9 protein-coding genes and 1 pseudogene are annotated in these 14,293 nt (G+C 54.9%); 4 read left to right on the top strand and 6 right to left on the bottom strand.

The genetic code is table 11. The features are described from left to right. Window positions 1-145: 145 nt before the first annotated feature. On the top strand, window positions 146-4,657 hold the full coding sequence (locus tag CKW19_RS09950) for a DUF5801 repeats-in-toxin domain-containing protein (protein WP_095057751.1): 4,512 nt from the start codon (window positions 146-148) through the stop codon (window positions 4,655-4,657). A gap of 300 nt (window positions 4,658-4,957) precedes the next feature. On the opposite strand, the gene CKW19_RS09960 is transcribed toward CKW19_RS09950, so the two are convergent. Genes CKW19_RS09960 through CKW19_RS09970 form a run of 3 tightly spaced genes read right to left on the bottom strand, consistent with a single transcriptional unit; the run spans window position 4,958 to window position 7,460 of the window. Further along, window positions 4,958-5,320, bottom strand: a complete 363-nt coding sequence (locus CKW19_RS09960; protein WP_095057753.1) for a hypothetical protein — start codon at window positions 5,318-5,320, stop codon at window positions 4,958-4,960. Next, a complete protein-coding gene (locus tag CKW19_RS09965; RefSeq protein WP_095057754.1) occupies window positions 5,317-5,679 on the bottom strand; it encodes a P-II family nitrogen regulator in 363 nt (120 codons plus the stop codon). The genes CKW19_RS09960 and CKW19_RS09965 overlap by 4 nt, the downstream gene beginning before the upstream one ends. Beyond that, window positions 5,676-7,460: a DUF1538 domain-containing protein gene (locus CKW19_RS09970; protein WP_095057755.1), complete on the bottom strand. Its 1,785-nt coding sequence runs from the start codon at window positions 7,458-7,460 to the stop codon at window positions 5,676-5,678. The genes CKW19_RS09965 and CKW19_RS09970 overlap by 4 nt, the downstream gene beginning before the upstream one ends. Before the next feature lie 368 nt (window positions 7,461-7,828). On the opposite strand from CKW19_RS09970, the gene CKW19_RS09975 reads away from it, so the two are divergent. Then, on the top strand, window positions 7,829-8,527 hold the full coding sequence (locus CKW19_RS09975; RefSeq protein ID WP_095057756.1) for a potassium channel family protein: 699 nt from the start codon (window positions 7,829-7,831) through the stop codon (window positions 8,525-8,527). Window positions 8,528-8,928: 401 nt separating this feature from the next. Here the strand turns inward: CKW19_RS09975 and CKW19_RS09980 are convergent, their stop codons facing one another. Beyond that, window positions 8,929-9,876, bottom strand: a complete 948-nt coding sequence (locus CKW19_RS09980) for a hypothetical protein (RefSeq protein WP_095057757.1) — start codon at window positions 9,874-9,876, stop codon at window positions 8,929-8,931. A 1,174-nt stretch (window positions 9,877-11,050) separates the two neighbouring features. Between CKW19_RS09980 and CKW19_RS29475 the strand changes: the two are divergent. Next, window positions 11,051-11,143: pseudogene (locus tag CKW19_RS29475) on the top strand (transcriptional regulator); the annotation flags it as partial. Window positions 11,144-11,249: 106 nt separating this feature from the next. Here CKW19_RS29475 and CKW19_RS09985 read toward each other — a convergent pair. Then, the gene (locus CKW19_RS09985) at window positions 11,250-12,590 is read right to left on the bottom strand and encodes a 2-hydroxycarboxylate transporter family protein (protein ID WP_095057758.1); all 1,341 of its coding nucleotides are present in this window, start codon (window positions 12,588-12,590) and stop codon (window positions 11,250-11,252) included. Window positions 12,591-12,718: 128 nt separating this feature from the next. Between CKW19_RS09985 and CKW19_RS09990 the strand changes: the two genes are divergently transcribed. Next, complete coding sequence (locus CKW19_RS09990; protein WP_095057836.1) at window positions 12,719-13,636, top strand: LysR substrate-binding domain-containing protein; 918 nt, start codon at window positions 12,719-12,721, stop codon at window positions 13,634-13,636. A gap of 46 nt (window positions 13,637-13,682) precedes the next feature. Here CKW19_RS09990 and leuD read toward each other — a convergent pair whose 3' ends face one another. Next, window positions 13,683-14,291 carry a 3-isopropylmalate dehydratase small subunit gene (gene leuD / locus CKW19_RS09995; RefSeq protein WP_095057759.1) on the bottom strand — a complete coding sequence of 203 codons (609 nt, stop codon included), beginning with the start codon at window positions 14,289-14,291 and terminating at the stop codon, window positions 13,683-13,685. Window positions 14,292-14,293: the final 2 nt, after the last annotated feature.

Consider the following 14,293-nt stretch of genomic DNA (forward strand, 5'->3'; position numbering starts at 1 on the left):
CCGCTCCCCAGTAGTCTGAAACTCCCAGCCCGTCTGGGAGTTTCAGACGATGTGCAAACTTTGGAGCTTGTTCATAGTTGTGCCCTATAGAACAGACAAAGGTCTACGGTCGGTCTCGATGACTTGACCTGCTCAGGAGAAAGTCATGACTATGCGCAAGAAAACCTCATCGCCAACGAATGACCTGACCGTCACCACCGACCAGCAAGACTACGCACCGGGCAGCACTGCCACTATCACGGCCGGCGGGCTCGCCCCCGGCAGCACCGTGACGTTCGAAGTGGACCACGCCGTCGGTGCTGGCGCGGATAGCGTGTGGGGCACGTCCGACGATGTGCTCGATACCAACACCGGCGATGGGCACGAGCCCTGGTCCGTGACCGATGGCGGTGCCGGCGATCTCGATGGCCAAGTCAATGGCAGCGTTACCACCTCGTGGTACGTGAACCCCGACGACTCGGCCGGCGCGACGTTTCTGCTCAGCGCGACCTCGGCAGGTGCCGATGGTGCGTCCGGCACGGCTGACGATGCGGTGGCCACAGCGTCCTTTACGGACAGTGCTTTTGGCGTCGAGCTGACCGGCGAGGACGTTACGCTGGACGAAACGGCCGGGTTGCAGAACGCCACGGCCACTCCAGCCCCTGGGGGAGACGCGGACGACAACGACACGTCATTGGCCTTGCCGGGGGCGTTTTCCACGCGACTGGGCACTCTTGGGGCCGGTACCGCAACGGGTGTGGCCCTGAGTGGTTACAACGGGGAAGTGGGCAATACGGGCAGCACGGCATTCACCATCACCTCTGCGCCCGGAGGCAGCATTACCGATGTCAGCTTCGTTGACAGCGCTGGCGCTGCGCTCGATGGCGATGACAGTGGACTGTTTACCCTCGATGGCACCAGCATCCTTCTCTATACGGATTCAGATGACAACATCGTTCTGGGCCGGGCCGGTGGGCCGAACGGCGCGATTGTGTTCGCAGCTTACATAGAAGAAACCGGAACACCGGTCTCTGGCGGCAAGATCTGGATCGTGGAGTACCAACCGATTCAGCATCCAGGCACGGCGAACCCTGATGACTCGGTCAATTTGATGGATAAGGTTTTCATCGGTGCCAGCCAGGACCTGGCGTTCAGTCTGCTCAATGCACCCTCCGGTCAGAACCTCTTCCTGATGTTTACGAAGCTGAACCCGGAAACTGAAATTGTAGACACTGTCACGCGGATCACGGACCCCACCATCATCGCCACCGGCAAGAACCCCGCAAACCAGTCAACCGGAGTCAATATAACCACTGGCGACACGATCAATACCAGCCAGGCGGGTGGCCCGACCACCTTCGGCACCAACAATCAGATGATTGTGGAGCAAGAGGGCATCCGCTTCTCGTTCGTCACGGGAGCCAGGCAAAATGTGACTGTTCCCTTCCTCGATCAGAACGAAGCAGATCTTGAAGCCAACGTCGACTTCACCGACGTCTTCAATGCGAAATCGGCGAGTTTCGACGTCGTACAGTTGCAGAGCGGCAAGAGTGCTGTCGTAAGAGTCAGCGCCTTCAGCACCGAGGTTGAATCTAAAGAGGATTTCATCGACGGATATGCGGATGATACGTCGATTTCAATCACCAGCGTTCGCGTCACCAACATTAGTACCGGGGTCGTCGCGGACTCCACCGCACCGTCGAATACCCTGGGCATTGTCTTCAGCTTTGCCGGTGGGGTTGTGACCATCAGCGGCGTCAAGGCTGGCTACGAGATTGAATACACCACAACGGCGGATCACAACCGCGTGCTCATCGAGAACGGCGCGGCCGTCGACGCCAAGGGCAACAACCACGCCGATTTTGACATCGGTGGCTTCAGGCTGCTCCAGGCCTCTATCCAGACCGTCGAAATCGGCTCCAAAATGATTTTCGACGACGACGGACCGAGCATCAGCACCACCGGCACGGAACCCACGCTGACGGTAGACGAGACGACACTGACAACCGACGCTACTCAGAGCTTTGCGGCCAACTTCATCTCGGCGTTTGGCGCTGATGGGGCGGGCACACTGACCTATGCGCTGAGCATGGTGGCCGGTGCCTCCGGGCTGACGGACACGGCCACGGGTGAGGCGGTGATCCTGTCGCTTAACGGCGCGGTGGTCGAAGGCCGCACGGAAACGAGCGACGATCTGGTGTTCACAGTCAGCGTCGCCGCCAATGGTAGCGTTACACTCAACCAGATCCGGGCCGTGGTGCATGCCAACACAGGCGATCACGATGACTCGACGACTCTAACCTCGGATGACTTGGTGAAGCTGACAGCGACCAAGACCGATGGGGACGGCGACAGTGCCCAGGCGACCCTTAACATCGGGCAGAACCTGGTGTTCAAGGACGATGGGCCAAGCATCAATACCACCGGCACGGAACCCACGCTGACGGTGGACGAATCGGACCTGTTAAGCGACGCCACCCAGAGCTTTGCGGCCAACTTCAACTCGGCGTTTGGCGCTGATGGGGCCGGCACGCTGACCTATGCGCTGGGCATAGGGGTTGGCGCCACCGGGCTGACGGACACGGCCACGGGCCATGCGGTGGTCCTGTCACTCAACGGCACGGTGATCGAAGGCCGCACGGTCACGAGCAACCAGCTGGTATTCACGGTTAGCGTCGACGCCAATGGCAGCGTTACGCTCAATCAGCTCCGGGCCGTGGTGCATTCCAACACAGGCAATCCCGATGATTCGAAGAGCCTGGCCTCGGACAACCTGGTGACCCTGACGGCGACCAAAACCGACAAGGAAGGCGACAGCGTCCAGGCGACCCTCAACATCGGGCAGAACCTGGTGTTCAAGGACGATGGGCCGAGCGTCAACACTTCCGGCACGGAACCCACAATGACGGTGGACGATTCGGCCCTGGGGGGCGATGCCACCCAGAGCTTTACCGCCAACTTCAGCTCTGGTCCTGGCGCCGATGGGGCAGGGCCACTGACCTATTCGCTGGGCATAGGCGTCGGCGCCACCGGGCTGACGGATACGGCCACGGGTCAAGTCGTGATCCTGTCGCTTAACGGTACGGTGGTCGAAGGCCGCACAGCCGTGAGCGACGATCTGGTGTTCACGGTCAGCGTGGCCGCCGATGGCAGCGTTACGCTCGATCAGCTCCGGGCGGTGGTGCATCCCAATATCAACGATCCCGATGACTCGACGACTCTGGCCTCGGACAATCTGGTGACGCTGATAGCGACCAGAACCGATGGGGACGGCGACAGTGCCCAGGCGACCCTAAACATCGGGCAGAACCTGGTGTTCAAGGATGACGGGCCATCACTCGCGTTCGGCAACCTGATCGGGACCGGTAGTCTCCTTCCACAATACGGGTACTGGAACAGCGCGGCGGGAGCCGACGGGCTGGGCGCGACCGGCTTGAACATTTCGTTGGTGAACAACCAGTTCACCCTCGTCAGGCCGGACAACTCGACCCTGCTCGGAGTCGGCTCGCTGACCGAGCAGGGGAGCTCACCGGATATCAACGGCGCGTACCATTTTGCGGGTACGTTGACCGGTGATTTCGACAACAACGCCGCAACGGCCAATACCAGCGTCGACTACACGCTGACCGCCTTCGCCGATGGCACTTATGCACTCGATCTGGTGCAAGGCTTCCATTCGACGATCGTGCTCAGCAGTGCCGACGGCTCGCTTGCGGCCGGCGGCCCGGATCCAGTGCGCACCTTGCTGATTCCGCAGACGAACAACCCGGCTATTCCTTCGACTTCCGAGGAAATTGTGTTCTTTTCCGCAGAGTCGCTTGCGACGACTGATCAGATCCTGAGCGGCATCGGGCTCGGAGCCTCCGACCCTACCGAAGCCACGCTACAGACCAACCCGCTGCCGGCGTACATCGACGCCGCCTCCATGAACGTCAGCACGTCCGGCATCGGCGTCGGCAACAACGTGTTCCAGGGAGACAACCAGGTGGCAATCAGCGCTGCCGATGAAAGTTTCGTGATCAATCCGGAAACCCTGCTGGCGGGTATGAAGGTCTTTATCGACAACTCCGTAGGGGGTTACAACACCGCGACCGAGGATTTGTATTACAGGATCTTCTACGAAAATGGCACGTTCTCGAATCGCATCGAGGTGAACACAGTGACATCGGAGGCGGGTGGGCAGGTGTCCTTCCTCATTCAGAAAGAGGGCGCACTGCTGATCGACGCGGTTCAACTGACCATGGGTCGGGGCGATATCAAGATCCCGGTCATCCAGTTCATCTCGGAGAGCGAGAGCCTGGCCAACGATGTGAAACTGGCGTTCAGCGCGACGCTGACCGACAAGGATGGCGATTCGGCGACGAGTACGTTTGACGCCAACCTGTTCGCCAATGACGCGGCCAATGCACAGTTCGACTACACGCTAGTGGGCACGATCGGCGAGCAAGATGCGTTCAACATCGACCTGTCGATCAATGACAACCTGTACCAGGTGACCGGCTTCGATGTAGGCCCGGACGTGCACGACAAACTGGTGATCAACGGTGTGCAGAACACCTTCCAGATCGACAATACCGGCTTTGACAGCATCGTGACGGTGACCGAGCCAGGACAGGTAACGACCATCACCGTGGTCGGGGTCGACCTTCAGGATAGCGACCTCTTCTTTAGCGCCTGAGGCGTCGCGCGCGTGAACGAATGCGAGGGTGGTGCAGGAAACCACCCTCGCATTTTTTTGCGGCACCCATACAAGATCGTCAGTTGAAATCAAACAGGTTGTTAAGGGTTCGATTTATTGACTGATGAACAGCCTCTGCTTCTGTGATGTTGCCATTGAGCGCCGCATACTGGAGATTGATGAAAATCAAAAATCATCAAGACGTGGGTTTTTTTTGTTTGAGAACTACGAGCGCATGGCCGACTTCAGGCGCAATTGCAAGGGCAGTGTGATGGTCCGTATCAGCGACCACCCGGACTCTTACGCGACGCCAGCAGGCATAGCCATGGGCGTCGCGAAATTTAACGCAATCATGTACACCGAACCCCGGCCTGGCTCGGTCAGCCCGGCGTGAGCGCAGATGAATTCGAATACCGTTTCGGCCTCGGCCTCATCCACCACCACATTGATTAGTCGGGACAGTACCGCCTCGGGCACTTCATGACGGGGAGCTTGAGCCGCCTGCAGCACGGGCACACCGCGGCAGCTAACGCTGTCCGCGCGCGTAATGCCATGTGTATCGCGCAACAACTGCAATAGCCTGCGCTCCGTACCATCGTCCGGCAACACGCAGGTGATAAGTTTCGCAGCCCCACCCGGTATACACGCCGTCACCACGCTCACGAGATATTCCCCTGTTCAAGCATTTCTCGGGGAATGTAGGTGGCCACTTTTTCCACCGGTGTCGCATAGATCATTCCCGCTCCGGGAACATTCAGGTTGGCTGCGTGGTAGATGGCTTCGAGTACCGCGTCCTGGTAGTCGACCGCCACCAGCAGGCTGACCACTTCTTTTTCCGCATCGATAGCAACGCTGAGCAAACCGAGCCGCTCGCGGGGGCCTACACCGTGGGCGTGGTAGACAATGGCGCCTGGCGCGCCCATACCCTGGGCCGCACGGATCACCTGGTCAGCGCGACCGACGGGAACAATGCAGGTGATCAGTGCCACATCAGTCAGGTAGGTAATCCCGTCAGCTTTCATCCCGCTTCTCCCGTGCTCAATAATGTATTTGCCGGCTGTTGCGCGGCAGCCTTTGTCTGTTTCCACGACTGAAAGCGCGCCCACTGTCCCAGGAGCATGACGCTGATGATGGGACCAACGGATGCCATGCAGAGAATGCCGAAACCTTCGACTGCGTGGGTGGCATTGCCCAGTCCCAACCCCATGGCAAGAACAAGCGGAACGGTGATCGGCCCAGTGGTGACTCCTGCACTGTCCCAAGCCACATTGACAAACTCTTCCGTCGAAAAAAACGTCAGTACCACGGCAAACAGGTAGGGCGGCACCACCAGCCAGACCAAAGGCAGGTCGAATACCAATTTGGCCACGCCCACCGCAATACCGCAGGCGACGCCTATTGAAACTGCACGGATCAGGCTGCGCTTGCGGATAAAACCATTGGTCAGGGACTCTGCTGTGACGCCGAGCGCATTGAGCGCGGGTTCGGCAATGGTCGCCCCATACCCGAGCACCCAGGCGAAACCCAAGGCCAGTACCAGTCCCACCTGATACATATAAAGCGGAGAGTCTTCTGTGCCAGGGGTTTTCATGAAGGCCGCCGGAATCAGCGAACCCGCACTCCCACCCAGTTTCGACAGGCCGTACGTCAACCCGAGATTGAACACACACATGCCGGCTACGGTCAGTGCAATGCCGAGGAAAATCTCGCCACGTCGTGGCAGGCGCTGGCCCAGCAGAAGTTTCAGCACGATCAGTAAAAATATCACCAGAGGCACAATGGCTCGCAGCCCCGAAACAACCTCCAGTCCGGGGCTGACCGTGTGCCAGGGTGCAGCCAGTTGTTCGGCGCCGGTCATGGCCTGCGCTGCGACGATTATTTCCGCTGGTGAGGAGAGCGCCGCCACGTACAGGCCGAGCAGCATGACGCCCATGACGGGAAACAGCGAGGCCAGGGTGACAATGCCGAACCCGGACAGACCGGAGCCGCCCTTGCCAGCGGCAGCCGCAATGCCGATACCCAGCGCCAGCACCAGCGGTACGGTGACCGGCCCGGTGGTGACCGCGCCAGCGTCCCATGCCAGGCCAATAATCTTCGCAAGCTCAGGGTCCCGGGTCATGTAAACCGTCAACAGCAGCACAGGTGCCAGCGCTAAATAGATCAGCGGCTTCAGGCTCCAGCCATAGAGAAACCGAAGCGTACCGGTTACAGCGGCCAGGCCGACGCTGGCCCCCACAACCAGGACGAGTTCGCCGGTCCACTGGTTGAGTAACGCCCAGAGGTAGGGCGCACGCTCTGCAGAAACGTTCTGCCCCGCAGCGCGCAGCGCCCCGATAGCGGGTTCAGCGAAAGTCACCCCGATGCCCAGCAACAGGGTAATCAGCAACACCACAGGCAGGGATAACTTACGCGGAAGGTTACTGCCAATTATTTCGCCCAACGGCATCAGGCCGAGTTTCAGCCCTTCCATGAACAGCATCAGTCCGACGATCACAGCGAACAGGCCGCCCGCGACAATCAGCGAGTCCTCCACCACTTGGCGCAGGATGATGATCTGAAACAGTACGAGGTACATCGCTAACGGCGCCACGGCGCGAAGCTGCTCTTTCAGCCGGACATTGAGGTAGGGCCTGAGGATGGCGGCGACCTCGACTCCGCGCAATTTTGCAGCTTTGTGAGGAGCGGCCTGCCAGTGGCCATCGGCATTGCGAACCGGTGCGGATACCATTTCTCGCATGGGTATTTCGCGGCGACCGGCGCCGATCATCTGCATGTAGTCGGCGTAGCGAATGGAGTCTTTCATAGGGTCATCTGTTTAAGTAGATCTACGGGTAGGGGACCAATAGCCCGTCGCATTGGCGCCGATTCGGGCTTAACCCAATTTTCCTGCGGCGTACAACTTTGCCTGCCCTCGGTGAGTAGGGTGTTGACTTCAATCATGAAGTTGATCGCAAAGCAGGCAGCAGAACTGCACTTTCTACCGTGAATTCTCCGTAGAGACTTCAGCGTAGCAGAGGGCGTTTTTTGCTGGGTGTGAAGCTGCCAGTCAGGTCGAAAACTCTTACAGGTATACGCGACTAGCGCTTCACTCCCAACTATTCTGAAGCAAGATCAGAATTCACCCGTGTAACATCAGGTATCGAGCGTTGCTTCGGCATTAGGGAAACCGGTATGACACATCTGCAAGATAAAGCCGATTCCGACGCGGATTTAGCTCAGATGGTGATAGGGCTGGGGCCCTGCACTTATCTGTTGTTGCTCTTGCTCGGGTTGATCCTTCTGTTTCCCTTTCTGGAGGAGGGGCTGATTGCTCGCACGTTGCTCGGCATTCTGTTTTCGGCCGTGCTGCTCGTGGGCGCTTTTGCCACCAGGCAGACCCGGTCGGGGTTCATCTTCAAACTGTGCCTGGCGTTGTTTGGGATTGGCCTTCAATGGGCGGCCTTGTGGACGGAGAGCATCGCGACGCTTGAACTTGCCGGGATAACCTATGCGGCGTCTCTTGCGGTTTCGTTCAGCGGAGTGCTTCGCTACCTTCTCAAGCGCGGGCCAATAACAGCCGACAAACTGCATGGCGCGCTTGCTGGCTACATCATGCTGGCCTTTGTCTGGTCCTTCATCTATGCCCTGGTCGAGATTTCCGCCACTGGCTCCTTCGGACCTGGCAACTTCGATTTCAGACAACCCGGCACTTTCTTTAAGCTGATCTATTTCAGCTTCACAACGCTTACTACCACCGGTTACGGCGATGTTATTCCGTTGACCAACCACGCTCGCTCACTGGTGATGGTGGAGGAATTTTCAGGCGTCTTTTATGTGGGGGTCGTGATAGCGCGGCTTGCCGGTATTTATCCGTCGCGTCAGGCCAGGTGACGCCCGATTTGCCTGTGCCATCTACGGGCATTTGTAAGCAACCAGCATCGGACAGTTTGCTGTCGTCGTATGGGGCGAGTACTGCCTATCACGAAGGGCTGGGATTGACTGTGGATTCAACCTGTCAGTCTTACAGGCAGCCATTGGACAGACCGGCGTTGCGCTCGATTCCTCCGATCAGTGCTGAGGAATCGAATCTACCGAAACCTTTAGTTTTTGTTAGGCAGAAAACAGCGCGTCAAGGAATTCTCGGTGAGTAGGGTGTTGACTTCAATCATGAAGTTTGTCGTAGAAGGCAAGCCCCATTCCCGGGCGATGTTGTAAATATGCGAAAGCAGCGATATTCACGGTTCGCTTGCACCTTGCCGGTTCGTTTGTCGCGGTACTGCGTGATTGGGCGTCTACTTCATATCGGCGGTGATTTTTTTCAGCATGTGATCGGGGCTGAACTGATGCAGTATCTCCTCAGGTAACACCGTTGATTTTGATTGTATGAATTCACAAAGATCATTAAAGTTGTCTTTACCGATAATATGTATATTTTCTGGCCTGAAAAAAGGTTGTAGTTTTATTTCATTATTTGATGTTATAAGTTTTTTATTGAAAAAAATAGACTCTAGCGCTCGCAAGGTTATCCCTGCTTGGCCGTCTTGTGGTATGTCGAGCAAAAAATTCGAGCTTGTCGACATCTCTATGCTTTTGTCATAGGAAAAACCTTCGTCGACATGGTACTCTGAAAAATATTTTGTGTTTTTGTCCTTGACGATATAGAAGTCAGCCACGCAACAAAGCCCGCGAAGTTGTTTTGCGATGGAATTGATAGCGGCAGTCCTGCCTTTATCGCGACCTAAAAAAAAGCATTTCGGCGCTCCGGTCGATTCTTCAATTCGACTGTGCAGGGATTTTACATCGTCAACCCCATAGGGGAAAAATTGATTCAAGTAGTCCATGCCATACAGTTCACACTGTGGTTTGTCGAAGCTGTAGACCTTGTCAAAGACCCCCTTTATGCTGAGCATAAAATCTAGGTCAATCAAGTTTCTAACTAGCAGTACTTTTTTTCCTTTGAAATTTTTAATTATGGTTGGCTGGAAGTCTCGTTTGAACTGCCAGTCATTACATATAAGAATGTCGCTGTTACTAACGCTGTATGATGAAAGTAAATTTCGTGCCAGCCACTCATTGCTGATTAGGTTTTTGTTAAATAATTTATTGATTTTTGAGATGTACCGGTTCAGTCTCTTTGTTATTTTTGGGGTGCTGATTGTTTCTATTTTGTGTCGTAGTGATAAGTTTTTAATCATCACTTGCTCGTATTCAGCGATCCATCCTAAGAAAAAATACTTCATTACATCCTCCTCTAGAGTGCTCTAAAGCCAACAAATATTTTTAAGTGCTGGAAGAGTTAAAGTTGACTTGGTGTCGGCGCGCGATTATGCGCCAGAGCAGGAGTCGATAGCAAATCCAAAATTATCATCAACGGTTGATCGTGATTTTGTCACGCTGAGAGTGTCGATCACACAGATCGTTACTCTGAACGGAAGAGACCATCCGCAAGGCCCGCAGCGTTGCCAGCCTATGAAGTCGGAGTGGAAGTGCTAAGTCACGCCAGAATGAGGGATATCTGCAGGAACGGTAAGCTCGTACACATACGGAACTGCCGGAGATATCTGATCGCGCTTTTTTACGGCTGAAACTTCATTGCATTCTAATCGTTGGCGTCTACTCGCTAAAAAAACCAGTTCTGCTGCGCACTGTCTCTTGCCAGAGTAAAGGCCATTATTTTATGGAGTAATTGCTGGCTTTGATGGTGTTTAGAATGTCTATTGCATCGAACACAAGTTACGACTGTTCGCCGAGGTCAGGCGGTTAGGGCAGAATTAGTCGCAAAACACCGCGTTGCACCAAAGACAAAGTGCAAATATGCTGCTTTCACTGGTCCGGAGCGGTCGTCGTGGATGGAAGTTAGGGGCGGTATAACCTTGAAAAGGGTTTGTGGATTTTGGATTTTTTATGTTTCCATTCGTTTGAGTGCTAAATTCACTTGTCGTGAGTTAAGCATTTTGACCTATGGTTGCTGAGTGCAATATACCTTCCTAAAGGTATAGATATGAATTTGGATTTGTTGTTCTCTGGCTGGAGGAACTTCATTAAAGTATCTGCCCCGTACAAAACAGAGTCCGAGATAAATTTTGTCGTTTTTGACAACTATTCGATATTTCTACAGCTGCTTGAGGGTAGCTGATCGAACGACCGCCTGCGGCCGATTTCTGCCTGTCGTGACTGACCGAAATCGACTTAGCTGCCTTTCATTTGTGACCACCAAAACAGGGATAATTCAGTGATATTGAACTGAAACGAGCGATCGAATTTGAGAACACGCTTTGCCCTTTGCTTGCCGAGCACGGATTAAACTTACCAAGCTTGATCAAATATTTATCCCCTGCGGACCTCCTGCTCCACCCGTTGAGTTCAAGGCCAGCAGTCGCTATTCGCACTAGGTAAAGTTTAAAAAAGCCACCTTCCATCAAGGTTACCGAATCGAAAAGCGGAAATCACAAGACGCTGAAAGAATGGAAAGTAGAGCACGGTCCCACGACCGTTGCGTCTGGCTGACCACGTGATTTTGCTTTGAGTACAAAAGGGCCGAGTGGGCCCTTTTTTATTGATGCACTGACAGTGAAGTTAGTATGGCTACTCGAGTCGCATTGTTTCAATTCGCTCAGGCGAAAATACCTAACAGAATCGTTGCAAGAATCACTGTCGATGCGCCACCAATCCGCGTGGAAATCTGAGCGAACGGCATCAACGACATGCGGTTAGAGGCAGATAGGATGGCTACATCCCCAGTGCCGCCCAGGCCGCTGTGGCAGCACGTCACAATGGCCGACTCGATGGGATACATCTTCATCACATTGCCAATGAAGAAGCCCGCCACTGTCATCGAAACCACGACCGATATGCAGACCAGCACATAGCTCACAGAGAACACCTTCACCACGCTATCCAGCGGCACATAGAGCATGCCAAGGCCGATCATGACCGGCCAGATGAAGGCAGCGGAGACCAGCTTGTAGAAGGATTGCGCACCTTTCTCCAGTTTTTCCGGCAGGACACGGATGTACTTAAATAGTACGGCGGCAAGGATCATCATCACTGGCCCTGGGATACCAACAACCTTTTCCAGCAACCCACCCAGGACAAAGAACGCGCAGATGACCAGCACGCCTGCACCCATGATGCGAAGGTCGATGCTGGGGTTTGCCTCTTCCTTGACCTGAAATTTGTCATTCTCGGTCTTGGCCCGAATCAGTGAGCCTTCGCCATTGAGGTTCGGACGTTTCAGGGCCAAACGAGCCAGGTATCCTGCACAAATGATTGCTGCGATGTTGCCGACCACGGCGGCGGGCACCAATTGCGCTACGTAGATATCAGGCGTGCCTCCGAGGATCGCCGAGTACGCCAGCGACAGAGGAAGAATCCCTTCACCGATCCCACCGCCAATAATCGGTACGATGATGAAGAAGAAGGTGTGGTAGAAGCTGTATCCGGCCAGTTTTCCAACAATCAGCCCGCTTCCGACGGCGGCCAAGGTGCCGACGAGCAAGGGGATGAACATGCGGATCATGCCCTGAACCAGGATAAAGCGACTCATACCGAGAATGCTGCCCACCACCAGGCTGGCAATAACGAAGTAGAGGAAATTTGCCTCCTTCATCAGCATCTTGGTTGCATCAATCGTTGCCGGGCCGAAGAAACCGTAAAACACCAGTACCGACGGCAGCATCAGGCACAAGATGGCACCGCCACCAATCTCTCTGAGCAGCGGAAGGCGCGAACCCAACTGACCAAAAAACACGCCCATTGTCATGATGACTGCGAGTCCGCCGATCATGTTTTTTGGCAGAAAACCCAAATGCGCGGAGAAAAATACAATCAAGGCTATCCCGAGGAAAATCGGCAAGGGGATAACACCAATTTCGTAAGCGCAAAGGCTTTGCAGGCGTTGAAGAAAACCGCCACCACCTTCTACTTTCAGGGATTGCTCATAGGAACTGTTCATTACGCTATTTCCTCATGTTGTTTTTATCGAGGATTCAGAAACCACGGTTAACCGGGCTCAGGTTGCCACTCGGTATTTCGATGTTATCCTTCGCAAATAACGTGATAAATAGCGGAGGTATGAGGCGTATGAACACGAATCGTGACCAATTCCCCTTGCCCGAAGACCTCAACGTTTTTCTGACCGTCGTTCGAAAAAACAGCTTTGCCAGTGCTGCCGAGGAGCTTGGCTACTCGCCTGCCTACATCAGCAAACGCATATCCGTTCTCGAAACCACGCTATCGACAAGGCTATTGCACCGCACCACCAGGCGTATTGCCTTGACCGATGATGGTGAGCGGGTGCGGGTATGGGCGGAAAAATTGCTGGGTGATCTTGACGATTTTGTTGGGGAAATATCCCAAGCGCGCCATCAGCCCATGGGGTCGTTGCATATTTGCAGCAGCTTTGGGTTTGGTCGCAATCATGTTGCGCCAGCCATCTGCAAACTCTCCCAGACTTACCCAAAGCTTGATATTCGCTTGGACGTGTTTGATCGCGTCGTCGATATAGTCAGCGAAGGGTTCGATCTGGAAATACGTGTAGGAGATGACCTGCCAGGCCAACATTTGGGTCGCAAGCTGGTGAGTAATCGGCGAGTGCTGTGTGCAACGCCCGAGTATCTGGAGCGGCGGGGCGCGCCTCAGTCGTTGGAAGATCTCAAAAACCATGATTGCCTGGTGCTGAAAGAGCGAAACAACGCTTTTGGCGTGTGGAACCTCACCAGAAACGGGCGGGAAGAATCCGTGCGCGTGAGTGGCCCGTTGTCTTCAAACAGCGGCGAGATTGTTCTGGAGTGGGCGTTGAGCGGCGGCGGTATTCTTCTGCGGTCGATGTGGGATGTGAAATCGATGCTGGAAAAAGGGCGTCTGGTGCAAGTGCTTGCTGATTACTCACAGAGCGCCAACGTCTGGGCTGTTTATCCCACCCGTCTCAGCGAGTCGGCAAAGTTGCGCGTCTGCGTCGAGTTTCTGGAAGAGTACTTTCGCGATCTATCGGTTGGGTGACTTCCTGGCGGAGATCACCACACGTGATCTCCGCCAGGCATTTTCATCAGCTCAACCAGGGGTTTTCCGCCAAATGCCGAGATTCAAAGCTTCGAATCTGGTCGGACCGCTGCAACGTCGTACCAATGGCATCAAGTCCTTGCAAAAGAGACTGCTTGCGCAGTTGGTCGATCTCGAAAGGAATGACGGTACCGTCCGCCAATTCGATTGTTTGCTCTGGCAAATTCACTTCGATCCGCGCTGTCGACGCGTCACCGATTACCCCGGCAATCTGCTTTAGTTGGGTTTCAGAAAGCTGGATGGCCAACACACCATTGCGCTGGCAGTTGTCATAAAATATTCCGGCAAAACTGGTACCAATGAGTGCTCTGATGCCTACTTGCTTCAGACCCCAAACGGCATGTTCTCGACTAGACCCACAACCGAAGTTGGGGCCGACCACCAGGAAGGCTGCGCCATTCCAAGCAGGTTGATTAAGAATGAACTCGGGGTTGGGTTCGCCTGACTCAAGAAAGCGCAAATGGAAGAACAAACCGCGATCCAGTCCCTTTCGATCAATACCCTTGAGAAACTGCTTGGGCATGATCACATCGGTGTCGATGTTGGAAGCCAAAAGTGGCGCGGCGCTGCCGCTGACCGTATTGAAAGGTTGCATGC

Source organism: Pseudomonas sp. Irchel s3f7 (genome assembly GCF_900187615.1).
Lineage (GTDB): Bacteria > Pseudomonadota > Gammaproteobacteria > Pseudomonadales > Pseudomonadaceae > Aquipseudomonas.

Coding starts and splice junctions, on each gene's coding strand:
- CKW19_RS09950 (WP_095057751.1), top strand. CDS start 146: ATGACTATGCGCAAGAAAACCTCATCGCCAACGAATGACCTGACCGTC.
- CKW19_RS09965 (WP_095057754.1), bottom strand. CDS start 5,679: ATGAAAGCTGACGGGATTACCTACCTGACTGATGTGGCACTGATCACC.
- CKW19_RS09970 (WP_095057755.1), bottom strand. CDS start 7,460: ATGAAAGACTCCATTCGCTACGCCGACTACATGCAGATGATCGGCGCC.
- CKW19_RS09975 (WP_095057756.1), top strand. CDS start 7,829: ATGACACATCTGCAAGATAAAGCCGATTCCGACGCGGATTTAGCTCAG.
- CKW19_RS09980 (WP_095057757.1), bottom strand. CDS start 9,876: ATGAAGTATTTTTTCTTAGGATGGATCGCTGAATACGAGCAAGTGATG.
- CKW19_RS09985 (WP_095057758.1), bottom strand. CDS start 12,590: ATGAACAGTTCCTATGAGCAATCCCTGAAAGTAGAAGGTGGTGGCGGT.
- CKW19_RS09990 (WP_095057836.1), top strand. CDS start 12,719: ATGAACACGAATCGTGACCAATTCCCCTTGCCCGAAGACCTCAACGTT.
- leuD (WP_095057759.1), bottom strand. CDS start 14,291: ATGCAACCTTTCAATACGGTCAGCGGCAGCGCCGCGCCACTTTTGGCT.